This window comes from Pseudomonas sp. PS01299, assembly GCF_029960145.1.
GTDB classification, from domain to species: Bacteria; Pseudomonadota; Gammaproteobacteria; order Pseudomonadales; family Pseudomonadaceae; genus Aquipseudomonas; species Aquipseudomonas putida_A.
On the sequence record NZ_JASCPO010000042.1, the window covers coordinates 19477 to 37605 of the forward strand.

Annotated in this window: 14 protein-coding genes; 12 read left to right on the forward strand and 2 right to left on the reverse strand. The window is 61.7% G+C overall.

The genetic code is table 11. From position 1 onward, the window contains the following. Positions 1 to 71: 71 nt before the first annotated feature. The 7 genes from QMX91_RS10365 to QMX91_RS10395 all read left to right on the forward strand — a co-directional run bounded on the left by QMX91_RS10365 (position 72) and on the right by QMX91_RS10395 (position 7354). Positions 72 to 662, forward strand: a complete 591-nt coding sequence (locus QMX91_RS10365; RefSeq protein ID WP_098967101.1) for an NAD(P)H-dependent oxidoreductase — start codon at positions 72 to 74, stop codon at positions 660 to 662. Positions 663 to 870: 208 nt separating this feature from the next. Further along, positions 871 to 1782 (forward strand): LysR family transcriptional regulator, encoded by a 912-nt coding sequence (locus tag QMX91_RS10370; RefSeq protein ID WP_134785388.1) that lies wholly within the window; start codon positions 871 to 873, stop codon positions 1780 to 1782. A 103-nt stretch (positions 1783 to 1885) separates the two neighbouring features. Next, entirely contained in the window at positions 1886 to 2779 is an 894-nt protein-coding gene (locus tag QMX91_RS10375) for an NAD-dependent epimerase/dehydratase family protein (protein ID WP_223008134.1), read from the forward strand. A gap of 370 nt (positions 2780 to 3149) precedes the next feature. Further along, positions 3150 to 4499: a GntP family permease gene (locus QMX91_RS10380; protein ID WP_047598034.1), complete on the forward strand. Its 1350-nt coding sequence runs from the start codon at positions 3150 to 3152 to the stop codon at positions 4497 to 4499. Between the two features lie 15 nt (positions 4500 to 4514). Beyond that, positions 4515 to 5375: a MurR/RpiR family transcriptional regulator gene (locus QMX91_RS10385; protein WP_282412672.1), complete on the forward strand. Its 861-nt coding sequence runs from the start codon at positions 4515 to 4517 to the stop codon at positions 5373 to 5375. A gap of 1 nt (position 5376) precedes the next feature. Next, positions 5377 to 6834 (forward strand): D-aminoacylase, encoded by a 1458-nt coding sequence (locus QMX91_RS10390; protein WP_282412673.1) that lies wholly within the window; start codon positions 5377 to 5379, stop codon positions 6832 to 6834. A 151-nt stretch (positions 6835 to 6985) separates the two neighbouring features. Continuing rightward, positions 6986 to 7354: a glyoxalase superfamily protein gene (locus tag QMX91_RS10395; RefSeq protein WP_041066674.1), complete on the forward strand. Its 369-nt coding sequence runs from the start codon at positions 6986 to 6988 to the stop codon at positions 7352 to 7354. A gap of 256 nt (positions 7355 to 7610) precedes the next feature. Here QMX91_RS10395 and QMX91_RS10400 read toward each other — a convergent pair whose 3' ends face one another. Beyond that, positions 7611 to 7976, reverse strand: coding sequence for a hypothetical protein (locus QMX91_RS10400; protein ID WP_098967109.1), 366 nt, complete (start codon positions 7974 to 7976; stop codon positions 7611 to 7613). A 516-nt stretch (positions 7977 to 8492) separates the two neighbouring features. Further along, the gene (locus tag QMX91_RS10405) at positions 8493 to 9509 is read right to left on the reverse strand and encodes an AraC family transcriptional regulator (protein WP_282412674.1); all 1017 of its coding nucleotides are present in this window, start codon (positions 9507 to 9509) and stop codon (positions 8493 to 8495) included. Between the two features lie 211 nt (positions 9510 to 9720). Between QMX91_RS10405 and QMX91_RS10410 the strand changes: the two genes are divergently transcribed. From QMX91_RS10410 to QMX91_RS10430, 5 genes are all read left to right on the forward strand, one after another. Beyond that, complete coding sequence (locus QMX91_RS10410; RefSeq protein ID WP_282412675.1) at positions 9721 to 11316, forward strand: FAD-binding oxidoreductase; 1596 nt, start codon at positions 9721 to 9723, stop codon at positions 11314 to 11316. A 5-nt stretch (positions 11317 to 11321) separates the two neighbouring features. Continuing rightward, a complete protein-coding gene (locus tag QMX91_RS10415; RefSeq protein WP_282412676.1) occupies positions 11322 to 12917 on the forward strand; it encodes a glycerol-3-phosphate dehydrogenase/oxidase in 1596 nt (531 codons plus the stop codon). A gap of 20 nt (positions 12918 to 12937) precedes the next feature. Continuing rightward, a complete protein-coding gene (locus tag QMX91_RS10420) occupies positions 12938 to 14506 on the forward strand; it encodes an FGGY-family carbohydrate kinase (protein ID WP_282412677.1) in 1569 nt (522 codons plus the stop codon). A gap of 231 nt (positions 14507 to 14737) precedes the next feature. After that, complete coding sequence (locus tag QMX91_RS10425) at positions 14738 to 16027, forward strand: phospholipase (RefSeq protein WP_282412678.1); 1290 nt, start codon at positions 14738 to 14740, stop codon at positions 16025 to 16027. A gap of 43 nt (positions 16028 to 16070) precedes the next feature. Beyond that, positions 16071 to 18029, forward strand: a complete 1959-nt coding sequence (locus tag QMX91_RS10430; protein ID WP_282412679.1) for a DUF1302 domain-containing protein — start codon at positions 16071 to 16073, stop codon at positions 18027 to 18029. The last annotated feature ends 100 nt before the right edge of the window (positions 18030 to 18129 follow it).

The window sequence follows — 18129 nt, forward strand, 5'->3', positions numbered from 1 at the left end:
GGTGGATGGTTAACCTGCCGCCATTCGTTTTCCCATCTTTCTCCAGCCCAATGGCTGCGCGAGGCGTTCCGATGAAAAAAGTGTTGTTGCTCAATGGCGGCAAGAAATTCGCCCACTCCGACGGTCGTTACAACGCCACCCTGCACGAAACCGCGCTGAGCGTGCTGGATCGTGGCGGTCTGGATGTCAAAACCACGTTCATCGACGAGGGTTACGACGTCGCTGAAGAAGTGGCCAAATTCCTCTGGGCCGATGTGATCATTTATCAGATGCCGGGCTGGTGGATGGGCGCGCCGTGGACCGTGAAAAAGTACATCGACGAAGTCTTCACCGAAGGCCACGGCAGCCTCTATGCCAGCGATGGTCGGACCCGTTCCGATGCGTCGCAGAAGTACGGCAGCGGCGGCCTGATTCAGGGCAAGCAATACATGCTGTCGCTGACCTGGAACGCACCGCAGCAGGCGTTCGATGACCCGAGCGATTTCTTTGAAGCCAAAGGTGTGGATGCGGTGTATTTCCCGTTCCACAAGGCCAACGAGTTCTTGGGCATGAGCGGGTTGCCGACGTTCCTCTGTGTGGACGTGATGAAGCGCCCGAACATCGAGAATGATGTGGCGCGGTATGAGCAGCATCTGAAACAGGTGTTTGCTCTCAAGGCGTGAAGTGATTTCATGTGGTTACGGTTGTAACTGTGGTGAGGGTTTTAAATGTGGTGAGGGGATTCATCCCCGATGGGTCGCGCAGCGGCCCCCCGATCTTGATCTCGAAAAGCGGGGCCTGCTGCGCAGTCCATCGGGGATAAATCCCCTCGCCACAGGGGTGTTCTCTCTCCACAATGGATTTTGTGCTGACGATCAATAAGGGACACCCGTGAAAGCCAGATCCGATGAGTTGCAGATTTTCGTCTGCGTGATCGAGTGCGGTTCGATTTCCGCTGCTGCCGAGCAGGTCGGCCAGACCCCTTCGGCGGTCAGCCGCACACTGTCGCGGCTGGAAGCCAAGCTCGACACCACGCTGATCAACCGCACCACGCGGCGCATGGACCTGACCGAGGAGGGCAAGTATTTCTTCGAGCAGGCCAAGCTGATTCTCGACCAGATGGATGCGCTCGAAGAGCGACTGTCCTCACGCCAGCAAACCCCGTCCGGACGCCTGCGGATCAACGCCGCGTCGCCCTTCATGCTGCACGCCATCGTGCCGTACATCGACGAATTCCGTGGCCTGTACCCGGACATCCAGCTCGAACTCAACAGCAATGACCTGATCATTGACCTGCTGGAACAAAGCACCGACGTCGCCATCCGCATCGGCACCCTTGCCGATTCGACCTTGCATGCGCGCTCGCTGGGTTGCAGTCCGCTGCTGATCGTCGCCAGCCCAGCGTATCTGGAGCAGCACGGCGCGCCGCAGCAGGTTGCCGACTTGACTGACCACGCCCTGCTCGGTTTCACCCACAACGAAGGCCTCAATCAGTGGCCGCTGCGTTACGTGCACGGTGACCGCTGGCCGATCACCCCGGCCATCAGCGCTTCCAGCGGCGAGACCGTGCGTCATCTGGCCCTGGAAGGGCAGGGCATTGCCTGCCTCTCGCACTTCATGACCATCGACGACATCCGCGCCGGGCGCCTCAAGGTGCTGCTGGCGGAATTCAACAGCGGTTATCGCCAGCCGATCAACGCGGTGTACTACCGGAACTCGCAACTGGCGCTGCGCATCCAGTGCTTCCTCGACTTCATCCAGAGCAAGCTTGCGGCTTACGCCAGTGCGGATTTCAAGGGTTGATTCGTGATCCCTGCGCAACAGTGATTTGGGCGAGGGCGGGTTTTTCCACCGGGGTTAGCGGTCGATACTCGCAGCATCACTTATTCACGCAGGGAGTTTCTCCATGAACGTATTCATCACCGGCGCTGCCGGATTCATCGGCGGTTCCATCGCCACCGGTCTGGTTCGGGCCGGCCACACCGTCACGGGTCTGGTGCGTAGCGCCGAACAGGCTGATGAGCTGAAAGCTTTGGGCATCACCCCGGTGATCGGCACCCTCGAAGACAGCACATTGCTGGCTGAACAGGCCCGCGCCGCCGATGCGGTGATCAACGCCGCCAGCAGCGACCATCGCGGTGCGGTCGAAGCGTTGCTTGATGCCCTGCGCGGATCGAACAAAGTGTTCCTGCACACCAGCGGTTCGAGCATCGTCGGCGATGCCTCGGGCGGCAAGTCCAGCGACGTCATCTATTACGAAGACAACCTGCCGCAACCCACCGTCGACAAGGCTGCCCGTGTGGCCATCGACAACCTGATCCTCGCCGCCGCGAAGGACGGCGTGAACTCGGCGGTGATCTGCAACACGCTGATCTATGGCCACAGCCTGGGCGTCAATCGCGACAGCGTGCAGTTGCCGCGTCTGCTCAAACAAGCACGCAAAAGCGGCGTGGTGCGCCATGTCGGTACTGGCCAGAACATCTGGTCCAACGTGCACATCGAAGACGTCGTCGCCCTGTACCTGCTGGCGCTGACCAAAAACGTCCCGGGCACCTTCTACTTCGTCGAAAGCGGCGAAGCCTCGTTCATCGACATGACCACCGCCATGGCCGAAGCGCTGAATCTCGGCGAGCCACAAGACTGGCCGCTGCAAGATGCCGAAGCCGAGTGGGGCTACGAAATGGCCAATTACGGCCTCGGCTCCAACAGCCGCGTGCGCGGCAAACACGCCCGAGAACTGCTGGGCTGGGTACCGAAGCGTACGTCGGTGGTGGAGTGGATTCGTAACGAGATGGTGTGAGCCCGCGCTACACCGTGTGAAGCCATTCGCGAGCAAGCTCGCTCCCACAGGTTGATGACCGCATTCTTGCTGAAGGAATGCAATCAAACTGTGGGAGCGGGCTTGCTCGCGAAAGCGGTGGATCAGTCGGCAGAGATCTTGAATGGGCAGCCGCCATCGCTGGCAAGCCAGCTCCCACAAGTTTTTGTGTTTGCCTGAGAAACATGTAAATCCCACCCCGCGATTTTCATTAATCGCGACAAGACATACCCAGCAGCGACACGCCTTACCTCTCCACGAAAATTACTTTCATGCGGTTTGAAAACTCGATCTCGAAATGATTTATGAGTTTCACAACCCATTCGAACGTGACCCTTTCGAGGAGTACCGCATGACGCCTTCCTTCGGCTATTGGCTGCTGATGTATGCCGCCGTCGCCATCATCGCCTTGATCGTGCTGATCGCGCGTTACCGGCTCAATCCGTTCATTGTCATCACCCTGATTTCCATCGGTCTGGCGCTGGTGGCGGGGATGCCGCCGTCGGGCGTGGTGGGGGCGTATGAGGCCGGGGTGGGCAAGACGCTGGGGCATATTGCGCTGGTGGTGGCGCTGGGGACGATGCTCGGCAAGATGATGGCCGAGTCCGGCGGCGCGGAGCAGATGGCCCGCACCTTGATCGAAAAATTCGGCGAGAAGAACGCGCACTGGGCGATGGTTTGCATCGCGTTTCTGGTGGGGCTGCCGCTGTTCTTCGAAGTCGGTTTTGTATTGCTGGTACCAATCGCCTTTACCGTGGCGCGGCGGGTGGGCGTGTCGATTCTGATGGTCGGCTTGCCGATGGTTGCCGGTCTGTCGGTGGTGCATGCGCTGGTGCCGCCGCACCCGGCGGCGATGCTCGCGGTGCAGGCGTATCAGGCCTCGGTCGGGCAGACCTTGCTGTATGCGATTGCCATCGGTATTCCCACCGCAATCATCGCCGGCCCGCTGTACGCCAAATTCATCGTGCCGCGCATTCAGCTGCCGGCGGATAACCCGCTGGAAAAACAATTTCTCGACCGCGAACCGCGCGACAAGCTGCCGGGTTTCGGCATCACCATGGCGACCATTCTGTTGCCGGTGGTGCTGATGCTGATCGGTGGCTGGGCCAACCTGATTTCCACGCCGGGCAGTGGTTTCAACCAGTTCCTGTTGTTCATCGGCAACTCGGTGATTGCGCTGTTGCTGGCGACCTTGCTGAGTTTCTGGACGCTGGGCATCGCCCAGGGTTTCAATCGTGAATCGATCCTCAAATTCACCAACGAGTGCCTGGCACCGACCGCCAGCATCACCTTGCTGGTCGGCGCCGGCGGTGGTCTGAACCGGATTCTGGTGGACGCTGGGGTCACCGATCAGATTGTCGGGCTGGCCCACGAATTTCACCTGTCGCCGCTGATCATGGGCTGGTTGTTCGCGGCGTTGATGCGGGTGGCCACCGGCTCGGCGACCGTGGCCATGACCACCGCATCCGGCGTGGTCGCGCCGGTGGCCATTGGTCTGGGTTATCCACACCCGGAATTGCTGGTGCTGGCGACCGGCGCCGGCTCGGTGATCTTTTCCCACGTCAACGACGGCGGCTTCTGGTTGATCAAGGAATACTTCAACATGACGGTCGCGCAGACGTTCAAGACCTGGACCGTGCTTGAGACCCTGATCTCGCTGGTCGCTTTCGGTCTGACCGTCGGCCTTTCTTATTTGCTGTAACCGGAGCCAGCCGCCATGGACATCCTTTATCAGATCCGCGCCCGTCAGGACTCCTTCAGCGCGGGCGAGGGCCGCATCGCCCGGCTGATGCTCGACGACGTCGGTTTTGCCGCCTCCGCCAGCCTCGAAGAGCTGGCGCAACGGGCCGAGGTCAGCACCGCCACGTTGTCGCGTTTCGCCCGCACGGTGGGCTGCCGCGACCTGCGTGATCTGCGGCTGCAACTGGCTCAGGCCAGCGGCGTCGGCAGCCGTTTTCTCGACCCGGCGGGCACACCTGAACAGTCGGCGTTCTACGGGCAGATTGTCGGCGATATCGAAACCACGCTGCGCCAGCATCTGGCCGGGTTTGACGAATCGCGCTTCGCCGACGCGGTGAAAATGCTCGGCCAGGCGCGGATGATTCACGCGTTCGGCATGGGCGGCTGCTCGACCCTGTGCAGCGATGAATTGCAGGTACGCCTGGTGCGCCTCGGCTACCCGATTGCGGTGTACCACGACGCGGTGATGATGCGCGTCACCGCCGCCAGCCTGAACGCCGAGCAAGTGCTGATCGTCTGCTCGCTGACCGGCATCACCCCGGAGCTTTTGGAAACCGTCGAACTGGCGCGCAACTACGGCGCACGCATTCTGGCCATCACCCGCGCCGACTCGCCGCTGGCCGAATTGGCCGACATCGTCCTGCCGCTGCAAGGCGCGGAAACTTCGTTCATCTACAAACCGACGGCGGCGCGCTACGGCATGCTGCTGGCCATCGATGTGCTTGCGACCGAGCTGGCGCTGGCCAATCCTGAAGACAATCAAGAGCGTCTGCGGCGGATCAAACTCGCCCTCGACGAATACCGTGGCGGCGACGATCACCTGCCGCTGGGAGACTGACATGCTGTACGACACGCTGATCCGCAACGCCACCGTCATCGATGGCAGCAACACCCCCGGCTACCGCGCCGATGTGGCGATTCTCAATGGCTGTATCGAGCGTATCGGCGACCTGCGCGATGCCCACGCCGTTGAAGAAATCGACGCCGCCGGCCGCGTGCTCGCCCCGGGTTTCATCGACGTGCACACCCACGACGACACCGTGGTCATCCGCCAGCCGCAGATGCTGCCCAAGCTCAGCCAGGGCGTGACCACGGTGATTGTCGGCAACTGCGGGATCAGTGCTTCGCCGGTCAGTCTGAAAGGCGATCCGCCGGACCCGATGAACCTGCTCGGCAGCGCAGCGGCGTTCGTCTATCCACGTTTCAGCGATTACCGCGCCGCCGTCGAAGCGGCGAACACCACGTTAAACGTTGCCGCACTGGTCGGTCACACCGCACTGCGCAGCAATCACCTCGACGACCTGTTCCGTACCGCCACTCCAGATGAAATCGCCGCGATGCGCGAGCAATTGCGTGAAAGCCTTGAGTCTGGCGCGCTCGGTTTATCCACAGGCCTGGCCTACGCCAGCGCCTTCAACGCCTCCACCGACGAAGTGAAGCAACTGACCGAAGAACTCACGGCGTTCGGCGCGGTGTACACCACCCATCTGCGCAGTGAATTCGAACCGGTGCTGGAGGCGATGGAGGAAGCGTTCAGCATCGGCCGTCACTCACAATCCCCGGTGATCATTTCCCACCTCAAATGCGCCGGTGTCGGCAACTGGGGGCGTAGTCCGCAGTTGCTCGCATCGCTGGAAGCAGCGGCGAAAACCCAGCACGTGGGCTGCGATTGCTATCCCTACGCGGCGAGTTCTTCGACGCTGGATCTGAAGCAAGTCACCGACGCCCACCGCATCACCATCACCTGGTCGACGCCGCACCCCGAAGTCAGCGGTCGCGACCTGATCGACATCGCCGCCGAATGGAACGTGCCACTGCTCGAAGCCGCCAAGTCCCTGCAACCGGCGGGCGCGGTGTACTACGGCATGGACGAGGCGGATGTACGAAAAATCCTCGCGCATCCGCTGTCGATGGTCGGCTCTGACGGACTGCCGGAAGACCCATTCCCGCATCCACGCCTGTGGGGCGCTTTCCCACGAGTGCTCGGCCATTTCAGTCGCGATCTCGGGTTGTTTCCGCTGCACACGGCGGTACACAAGATGACCGGCCTGTCGGCGGCGCGGTTTGGCTTGAAAGAGCGCGGCGAGATTCGCGAGGGGCACTGGGCGGATCTGGTGTTGTTCGATCCTTTGACGGTGCGCGATGTGGCGGATTTCCATGATCCGCAGCGGGCGGCGCAGGGGATTGACGGGGTGTGGGTCAATGGCGTGTTGAGCTATTGCGACGGACAGGCGAACGGTCGTCGAAAAGGACGATTTCTGGCGAGGAACGGGGATTTGCGCGAAGGGTTTCATTGATTGCCAAGCCCCTGTAGGAGCTGCCGAAGGCTGCGATCTTTTGATCTACGTCTCATAGTGGCACTCTGAGATTAAAGAATGTCGAAACCAAGCCGAATTGCTGACATCCAGCCCAGCTAAACGCTTGGGCCAACCAGTCAGGGAGCACCCCATGAGCTTCGGCAAAACCACCCCGATCCTGCGGATCTTCGATGAAGCCAAGGCGTTGGAATTTTACGTCGACTTCCTCGGCTTCAAGATCGACTGGCAGCATCGTTTCGAAGCGAACTTCCCGCTGTATCTGCAGGTGTCCCGTGGTGAGTGCGTGCTGCACCTGTCCGAGCATCATGGCGATGCGACGCCGGGTTCGGCGTTGCGTATCGAGACCGACGAACTGGAGGCTTTTCAGCAGCAGTTGCAAGCCAAGGATTACAAGTTCTCGCACCCACAGATTCAGGCGATGCCGTGGGGCAGTCAGGACATGACGATTGCTGATCCGTTTGGTAATCGGTTGGTGTTTACCAACGCGATCAGTGTTTGAGCTGAGAAGAGCCCCTCACCCTAACCCTCTCCCAGAGGGAGAGGGGACTGACCGAGGTGTCTTGCGCTGTACATCGACCTGAATGATCCGCTGCGATTGTGCATTCACAGCAGCATTTTCAGGTCGGTGTGTCTCGCGAGCATCCCTCGATCGGCCCCCTCTCCCTCCGGGAGAGGGTTGGGGTGAGGGAAAAAGATTCACGCCATACAAAAAAGCCCGCTGCCAAACCACTAAGGTTTTGCCGCGGGCTTTTTCGTTACTCGGTTGGCACTAACTGATCCAGCACCCGATTGACGGCGATTTCCGCCACCATCACCACCTGAGCGATGCCTTGCAGGGTCTTGCGGTGTGAGCCTTCAAGCAGGCCGGCGAAGTCGTTGAGCATCACGGTGGCCGAGCCCAGGGTTTCGCTGGCGTCGGCCAGCAACGGTTCGGTGCCGCTGGCCGGGTTGGCCATGTAGAGACGATTGGGCTGGTACGGGGTGGCCATGATCGCGGGCCTCGGTGGGCCGAGGTAGTGGTCGAGGGCGCGCTCGGCGGCTTCGTGGAATTTCCTTGATTCGGGGGATTCGTAGGGGGAGGCCGCGTCGGTGGGCGGCGGGTTGGGTGTAACTTTGAACATTTGCCAGATCCTCATTGAGGGCTGGCCACCGTTTCCCTACTAAAAGAAATGGAGGCAGCCGTGCGCAGGTTAGTAGACCGGGGATCTGGGAAACCGGCGCGCCCGAGGGCGCCCTGCGCACAGCCACCATAACGTTCAGGCAAAGACCTGACTGTCTGATGAGCGATACGCCCCAAAAACCTCGGGCTACTAAACCCGATCACTGGAAATCAGTGACGGACTCAAGTTACCGACGGCCTCCGGGGCGCACAAGCCGGCGGATTCTGGCTTAGCCGTAGGCAGCGGCGCAAGGATTTGTAGGGTGGTGAGCCGTAACACTGAGTGTCTTTAAACAGGCGTGCTGGAAAGTGTTTATTGCACTACAGGAGCGGAGGATTTGTCTGTCGGATTGAGGTGAGGCGACTGGCGCCTTCGCGAGCAAGCTCGCTCCCACAGGGGGGTTATGTCGTACACAAAATCTGCATCCACTGAAGATCCACGGTGGGAGCGGGCTTGCTCGCGAAGAGGCCAGTCCCGTCACCCCCGATGCATCTGCCGAAACTCCCCCGGAGGCATCCCGCGCCGGCTCTTGAACGTGCGATGAAACGACCTCGGCTCGGTAAACCCCAGATACTGCGCAATGTCTTGAATCGGCAACGTGCTGTTGAGCAAATAATGCTCCGCCAGCTCCTGACGCAAATCATCCAGAATCTGCTGATACGACGTCCCCGCCTGATGCAACTGGCGCTGCAACGTGCGCACCGACACCGCGAGCTGCTCGGCCACCTGTTCCTTGCGCGGCAAGCCTTCCTTGAGCAACTGGCGCAGGATGCTTTTGACCCGTTGTTCCAGCGACGCATCCTCCAGCGTCGCCATCAAGCCCATCGCGTGTTCTTCCAGCGTACGCAGCAATTGCGCATCGGCCTGGCGCAGCGGTAATTGCAGATACGCCAACGGCACGATCAGCGCTGAATAGGCCTGCTCGAACAGCACCGGGCAATCGAAAAAAGCTTCGTACTGCGCCTGGGTGGCGTCTGTCGGGCATGGATGTTCCAGCCACACAGCGGCGGGCGACATCTGCGTGTCGGCGATCCAGCGTGCATATTGCAGCCAGGAGCCGAGAACGTTTTCCACCAGATGCCGACGAATCCGCGGACGCTCGTAGCGGCAAGTCCAGATCAGGTGTACATGACCGTCCTGCACTTCGGCGCGGCTGACGCCCATGTCGCCCACCAGTTTTTCGAACGGCATGATCCGGCTCATGGCATCGCCCAGGGTCGCGCAGTTCATGGTGATGTAACCGAGCACGCTCCAGGAATTGGGCAGGACGAAATTGGCCGCGTTGAGACCAAACAGCGGATCGCCCGAGTGCTCGCAGAAATAATCGAGCAGGCGCTCATGGGTTTCGCCCGGCAGGCGCAGGCTGTTGTCGCTCAGTTGCTGCGCCTGCAATCCGGCTGCCGCCAACGCCGGCTCGATGGCCATGCCCAGTTGCTCGGCATGGCGCACGTATTTGAGCAGCGGCGGAACCGAGGTGAAGCCGAGCGATTGCATGATCCGAATTCCTTGATCAAGGCCTGCGTGAGCGAATGAATGCCTGAAAGGTAATTTGAAACCCCGACTAAAGTAAATGGCTGGCACTTGCGCGACGTTTGACTCAATTGGCTACTCGAACTGGCCGGATGCGACCGTGACACTTTTTGGCCGCTGACTAGTATGGAGGCCTGCCACATCACTGATCAGACTGCATAAGAAGGACACACGCATGCGACGCTGGAACGGCTGGGGAGAGGCAACAACGGTGGTCGAACTGCCGGCCCAGGGCGCGAGTTTTCTCCATGAACGACTGGGGGCCGGGCACGTATTGCCCGATGCCACGCTGGAGTCGGCATTGGCGCGGGTGCCGCTCTCGCGGCTGGCGGCGCACACCTTGTACAGCGTCGACGCCCATGACCGTCTGCTGCACGCCAGGGGCCAGAGCCTGCCGGACTGGCTGGCGCTGCGCGAAGGCGCGCTGGGCAACTATCCCGATGCGGTGGCGTTTCCCGAAACTGCCGAACAGATCCGCCAGTTGCTGGCGCTTGCCCATGAGCAGGACCTGTGCCTGATTCCCTACGGCGGCGGCACTTCGGTGGCCGGGCACATCAACCCGCCGGATTCGACGCGACCGGTGGTGACCGTGTCGCTGGCGCGGATGAATCGCCTGATCGACCTCGACGAGCAGAGCCAACTGGCGACGTTCGGCCCCGGCGCCAGTGGCCCGCAGGTGGAAAGTCAGCTGCGCGCTCGCGGCTATACGCTGGGGCATTTCCCGCAGTCGTGGGAGTTGTCGACGCTGGGCGGTTGGGTGGCCAGTCGCTCCAGCGGTCAGCAGTCGTTGCGCTACGGGCGCATCGAGCAATTGTTCGCTGGCGGCACCCTGGAAACTTTCGCCGGGCCGTTGGAAATTCCGACGTTCCCAGCCTCGGCGGCGGGGCCTGATCTGCGCGAAGTGGTGCTCGGTTGTGAGGGTCGTTTCGGAATCATTTCCGAGGTCAAAGTGCGGGTCAGTCCGCTGCCGGCCGATGAGCGTTTTTACGGAGTGTTCCTGCCCAGTTGGAGCAAGGCGCTGCAAGCGATTCGCCAATTGGCCCAGGCGCGGGTGCCGCTGTCGATGCTGCGCCTGTCGAACGCGGTGGAGACCGAAACCCAACTGGCGCTGTCTGGGCATCCGCAGCAAATCGCCTGGCTGGAAAAGTACCTGAGCCTGCGCGGTGCCGGTGAAGGCAAATGCCTGCTGACCTTCGGCGTGACCGGCAACCGTCGGCAAAACGCGCTGTCGCTGAGCCAGGCCCGCCGGCATCTGAAAGCCTTCGGTGGCGTGTTCACCGGCACCTTGCTTGGCAAGAAATGGGCGCAGAACCGCTTCCGTTTCCCCTACCTGCGCGAGAACCTGTGGAACGCCGGTTACGTTGTCGACACCCTGGAAACCGCCACCGACTGGAGCAACGTCGACCACCTGCTCAACCTGATCGAAAACAGCCTGCGCGATGCCTTGGCAGCGCAGGGCGAGCGGGTGCACGTGTTCACCCATCTGTCCCACGTTTACGGCGAAGGCTCGAGCATCTACACCACCTACGTGTTTCGCCCGGCGGCGAATTACCCGGCGACGCTGGCGCGCTGGCAGGCGCTCAAGCACGCGGCCAGCCAGACCATCGTCGACAACCACGGCACCATCAGCCACCAGCATGGGGTCGGCAAGGATCACGCGCCGTATCTGCCGCGCGAGAAAGGCGCACTGGCGATGGACGCCTTGCAGGCGCTGAGCAAGCACTTCGATCCGGCCGGGCGCCTCAACCCCGGCACGCTGTTGCAGGAGTGACGGTCATGCACCCGGACTGGAACGCTGCGTGGCGCCAGCAAACCTTGCCGACATTGGCCGACGAAACCTGGGATCTGATCGTCATCGGCGGCGGCATCAGCGGTGCCGGCATCCTGCGCGAAGCGGCGCGGCGTGGCTGGCGTTGTCTGCTGCTGGAACAACGGGATTTCGCCTGGGGCACCTCCAGCCGATCGTCGAAAATGGTCCATGGCGGTTTGCGTTACATCGCCAAGGGCCAGTGGCGCCTGACCCGCGATTCGGTGCGCGAGCGTCAGCGTCTGCTCGACGAAGCGCCGGGGCTGGTGGAGCCGATGAGTTTCATGATGCCGCACTATCGCGGTGGCTTTCCCGGGCCGCGTGTGTTCGGTGGCTTGTTGTCGGTGTACGACGCGTTGGCCGGACGCCGCAGCCATCGTTTTCATGACGCGCAGCAACTGCGTTTTCTGGCGCCGGGGGTGAAGGAAAATCACCTGCTCGGCGGCACCTGTTTTGTCGATGCGCTGACCGATGACGCACGGCTGGTGATGCGCGTGTTGCACGAAGCGCGGGCCGATGGCGCGGCGGTGTTCAACGGGGTGCGCGTCGAACATTTGCTGCGCGAAAACGGTCGGGTGTGTGGGGTGCAGATAGAGGACTGCGAAGCGGGTGGATCGCTGCAATTGCGTTGCGGCGTGCTGGCGGTGGCGACCGGGGCGTGGGCTGAGCGCCTGCGTTTGCCCGAGGCGCCACGACAGTTGCGGCCATTGCGCGGCAGCCATCTGCTGTTGCCGGGCTGGCGCTTGCCGGTGGCGCAGGCCTTCACGTTTCTGCATGCGCGCGACCGTCGGCCGGTGTTCGTTTTTCCGTGGGAAGGGGCGACGGTGGTCGGCACCACCGACCTCGATCATCGCGAGAATCTGGACCAGAGCGCGAGCATCAGCGCTGACGAACTCGACTATCTGCTGGCGGCCTGCACGCAACAATTTCCAGGTGCCGAAGTGACGGCGAGCGATGTGCTGTCGACCTGGTCCGGCGTGCGTCCGGTGGTCGGCAGCACGGCGGGTGAACAGCAAGGCAAACCGTCGAATGAAACCCGTGAACATGTGCTGTGGCAGGAGCCGGGTTGCGTCACCCTGGCCGGCGGCAAACTGACGACGTTTCGCCCGCAAGCCATCGAAGTGCTCAAGGCCTGCGCCGACATGCTTGGCCGCGATTTCGAAGATGACGGCGCAGCGGTTTTTGCCGCTGTAGCGCCACTGCCGATCCCCGGACTCAGCCCGCAACAGGGGCGACGTCTGGCCGGCAGGCACGGCCGCGATCTGCCGCGACTGGCGCAGTTGATCGCCGAGTTGGGTCACGAGACGGTCGGCAACACCGACACCTTGTGGGCAGAACTGGCCTTCGCCTGTGAGGCGGAAATGGTGCTGCACCTCGATGATCTATTGCTACGTCGTACCCGTCTGGGACTGTTGCTGGCGCGCGGTGGTGAAGAATATTTCGCTGCCATCCGCCAACTCTGCCAGCCAAGACTGGGCTGGGACGATGCACACTGGCAGCAAGAGCTGCAGCGTTACCGGGCGTTGTGGCAACGCCATCACGGTCTGCCGGATGCCACGCCTTGATGCCCCTTGAAGAGAGCGCCATGGATAACCACGCGAACAAGCGCTACCTGCTGGCGATCGACAACGGCACCCAGAGCGTGCGCGCATTGCTCTTCGATTTGCAGGGCAATCTGCTCGGTAAAGGCAAGGTCGAGTTGCAGGCGTACTACTCGACGCAACCGGGCTGGGCCGAACAGGACCCGGAATATTACTGGGCGAAACTCGGCGAAGCCTGTCAGCAGGTATGGGCGCAAACCGGGATTGATCGCTCGCAGATTGCCGGGGTGTCGCTGACCACTCAGCGCGGCACGGTGATAAACGTCGATGCTCAGGGCAAGCCACTGCGCCCGGCCATTCTGTGGCTCGATCAGCGCCAGAGCGAAGTCGAGGGCGGGATCAAGGGGCCGTGGGGCTGGCTGTTCAAACTGGTCGGCGCGCAGGCCACCGTGGATTATTTTCGCGCTCAGGCCGAGGCCAACTGGATCGCCAGACACCAGCCTGAAGTATGGGCAGCGACCGACAAGTTTTTGCTGCTCTCGGGGTTTCTCACCCATCGTTTGTGTGGGCGCTTTGTCGACTCGGTGGGTTGCTGCGTCGGCTATCTGCCGTTCGACTTCAAACGGTTGAAATGGGCCGCGCCCAGCGACTGGAAATGGCAGGCGCTGGCGGTGCGTCCGGAACAATTGCCGACCTTGCACAAGCCCGGCGAAACCCTTGGCTACATCAGCGCCGAAGCGAGCCGCCACACGGGGATTCCGGAGGGCTTGCCGCTGATTGCTGCGGGCGCTGACAAGGCCTGCGAAGTGGTCGGTTCCGGCGTGGTCGATGCGAGCACGGTGTGCCTGTCCTACGGCACCACGGCGACGATCACCAGCACTCGCTCGCGCTATCTGGAAATCGTCCCGCTGATCCCGCCGTACCCCTCGGCGGTGCCGGATCAGTACAACTGCGAGGTGATGATTTATCGCGGTTACTGGATGGTCAGCTGGTTCAAGAACGAGTTCGGCCTGCGCGAGATGCAGCAGGCCAAAGAGCAGGGCATTGAACCCGAGCAACTGTTCGATGCGCTGGTGAATGCGGTGCCGCCGGGATCGATGGGGCTGATGCTGCAACCGTACTGGTCGCCGGGGATTCGTGAGCCGGGTGTCGAAGCCAAGGGCGCGATGATCGGCTTCGGCGACGTGCACACCCGCGCGCACATTTACCGGGCGATTCTGGAAGGGCTGGCGTATGCGCTGCGCCAAGGCCTGGAGAACATCGAGAAGCGCTCGAAGGTGTCGGTCAAGCGTCTGCGCGTGGCCGGTGGCGGTTCGCAGAGTGATGCGGCGATGCAGCTGACGGCGAATATTTTTGGTCTGCCGGCGGAGCGTCCGCATGTGTACGAAGCGTCCGGGTTGGGCGCGGCGATCTGTTGTGCGGTGGGGTTGGGCTTGTATGCGGATTTCCCCACGGCAATCGCCGCGATGACCCGCGTCGGGACGGTATTCACGCCGCAGCCCGAGGCACAGCAGGTCTATGAGCGTTTGTACAAAGAGGTGTACCTGCGCATGTATCGCCAGCTCAAGCCGTTGTACCAGAGCATCCGCAAAATCACCGGTTACCCCGCCTGACCAGACACCAGAAATCCCCTGTGGGAGCGGGCTTGCTCGCGAAGGCGGTGTGTCAGCTTGCACCTGTTTGACTGACCCACCGCCATCGCGAGCAGGCTCACTCCTACAGGGGGCGTGGTGATTCGCACATGGCGCTATCGGAGACTTTTTCTGGTGAGATCGGACAGTGTCAGCGCCTGGGGCGGTTGTTAGGCTCAACCCCCACAGCACCTCCAATAAGAATTAAAAGCAATGAAGCTGACATTTCTCCTGTTGCTGCTTTGTGCAATGGCCCCGACGGCGTGGGGCTGGTCGAACCACACGGTGGGCAGCTATCTGGCGTTGCAGGAACTGCCGGCGCTGCGCGATGCGCCGCCGGTCGAAGTCGAGCCGCTGGAGCGTTTTCTCGCCGAGCAGTATCCAGCCGTGGTCGCACTGCTGGAACAACAGGAAAACTTCGCCCGTGAACACTTCACCCAATACCCGCCGCGCCCCGACAACCTGAAACTGCCCGCCGTACCAAGCGACAATCTGCGCCACGATTTTCTCACGGCGTTGCGGCTCAATCCGCGCATTCATCTGGCGATGGTCATTCAGCCGCTGCCGGGCCAAGACCTGCCCGAACGCGAACATCTCAGTGCCGATCAGGTGATGGTCGAGCAGACGCTTTCGCCATGGAATCGTCAGCGTTTCATTCGCGTGGCGGACGGCGAAAAAGTTGCGCCGCTGGCGGTGCTGGCAAGCGCCGCCGACGAGCCGGATTACGGTCACGACATCAACCTGTTCAGCGACAACCCCGGCGAGGTCGGCGCGCTGTATGGCTTCGGCCCGCAGCCGTTTGGCGATGCGCGTTTTCAGTACAGCTCGCAGGCACCGTTCCACATGGGCTTCTTCCATGAAAGCGCGGTGGTGTATGCCGCTGCCGGATTTCTTCAGCGCAGTTGGCCGGATTGGCGCGCCTATCAGTACCTGGGGCTGGCGCGTCTGGCGTTCGCCTCTGGCCATCCTTACTGGGGTTACCGCTTTCTCGGATGGGGCGTGCACCACGTGCAGGACCTGACCCAGCCTTATCACGCCAAGCCATTGCCCGGGGTCGAACTGCCGAGTCTGTTGTTGCTGGAAGGCAAGGCGCTGGCCGGTTTTGCCGACGATAAAAAAGCCTCGATCGAACGGGTCGCCACCCGCCATATGGAAATCGAGAAGTATCAATCGACCTGGTTGCGCCGCGTGCTACGTGCCGGTCAGGCGCATCCGATGCTCGCGGCCTACGCCGATGTCGCTCAAGACCAACACTATCCGCCGTACTCGGTGGACTACTTGCGCGAAGTGGTCAGCGCCGAGTCGGTCCAAGACTCGGCGGCGTTCGATGAAACCATCGGCCAGTGGCTGGAGACGGCCCCGGTGACCAGCGATTTCAGCAGCGGCAACCAGTTGCAGCGCGAGACCTTCGAGCATCCGGCACTCAATCAGCAGCTGTTCAAACTGCTCGGGCATTTCGGCGCGCACAGCCGGATTTATGTCCGCGCTGGACTGGCACCGTAGCCGTCGCGGCCACGCAAAAAACAATAAGAACAAGGAGGAACCCATGATCAACACTCGATTGCGCCTCACCGGCGTGGCACTGCCCGGTGTCGGCCTGGCAGGGCTGCTGCAACTCTGCGCGGTGGATGCGCTGCAGGCTGCGGAGTTCAGCGTGCTGGACAATCAAGTCACCGGCTCGATCGACACGACCCTGTCCTATGGGCGTTTGTGGCGGGTGCAGGGCCGCGACAAGAACAACGATGACGTCAATACCAACGACGGCAATCGCAACTTCGACACCGGGCTGGTTTCCGAGGTGTACAAAATCACTTCGGAGCTGGAGGCCAACTACCAGAACTACGGGATGTTCCTGCGCGGCACGGCGTTCTACGACACCCAGTTGATGGACAAGCGCAACGATTACTACCGCAACAACAACCCGGCGCAGCCGAGTCAGAGCTACCCGCAGGACGACCGCTTCACCAGCCAGACCCGCGACATCGCCGGCAGCCGGATCGAGATGCTCGACGCCTATGTCTACGGCAACTGGGACGTGGCGCAGATGCCGGTCACCGCGCGGGTCGGGCGTCAGGTGTTCAACTGGGGCGAGGGGATTTTCTATCGCGGCGGGATCAACACCACCAACCCGGTGGACGCCGCCAAGTACCGCTTGCCGGGCGCCGAAGTCAAGGAAGTGCTGATGCCGGTGGAGGCCGTGAGCTTCAACATTGGCCTGACCGATTCGCTGACCTTGGAGAGCTTCTACCAGACCAACTGGAAGGAAACCCGCATCGACCCGGTCGGCACGTTCTACTCGCAGACCGACCTGTTCGCCGATGGCGGCAACACCGGTTACAACAACTTCAGCGGCACCGCGCTCGACACCCCGGTGCCGGGGTTCGGCAACGTCATTGGGCTGTACAGCGCACTGGGCAACAATCCGTTGCTCGGCCCGGCGCTGAAAAGCACCGGCCTGTACGCCAACGGTGTGACCCCGGCCTACGGCAATACGCTGAAAGTGGCGTCGATCGGCAAGGACTACAACGCGCGCAACGACGGCCAGTTTGGCTTTGCGTTTCGCTACATCGCCGAGGAGCTCAACAGCACCGAGTTCGGCCTGTACCTGGTCAATTACCACGCCAAGGAGCCGACCATCGCCGCTGACCTCGGTGGCTACAAAGGCATCGACATGAATGCCCTGACCAACATGCTCGCCGGTGTGGCCGGCAGTCAGGCTGGGGCGCTGGCTAACGGTCTGGCGACGGCCGATGTGATGGGCAACATTCAGGCGCATCGGCGCTATGCCGAAGACATCCGTATGTACGGTTTCAGCTTCAACACCACTTTGGGCCAGGCCTCGGTGTTCGGCGAGATTGCCTACCGGCCGAACCTGCCGATCGGCATCGCCGCGACTAACGACTTGATCGGCGATCTGGCCAACGGTGCCGCTGTGGCGGTGACCGGTAAGGCGGTCAACGTTGGCGGGCAGATGGTCACCCTCGACAGCGAGATCAACAACGCCGAGCGCGTCGAGGCGTTCAACACCTCGCTGGGCAGCATCTACAACTTCGGCCCGACGCTGTCGTTCGACTCGATGTTCGGCATCTTCGAACTGGCCTCCGAACACCTGCGCGGCAGCAGTCTGCAATACACCGCCTACGACGGCAGCACGCGTTATTACGCCGGTACCGGCAACACCTCTTATGTCTCCGGCGGTGATCGTGATGATCAGGTCAACCGCAACTCCTACAGCTACACGGTGATGTTCAACGGTACCTGGAACGACGTGTACGCCGGGGTCAACGTCTCGCCTTACGTCGTCTACAAGGACGACTTCAAGGGCAACAGCTATCAGGCCGGCAACACCATCGACGGGCGTAAGGCCTACACCCTGGGGATCAAGGCCAACTACCAGAACAAGCTCGAAGCCGAGGTGCAATACACCAACTTCTGGGGCGGCGGACAGAACAACGGGATTCGCGACCGCGACAACGTCGGGTTCAATCTCAAGTATTTTCTTTGATATCCAGAACACAGGCGCACCCCCTTGTAGGAGTGAGCCTGCTCGCGATAGCGGATTTTCAGTCGCGGTAAATGTTGTCTGACACACCGCTATCGCGAGC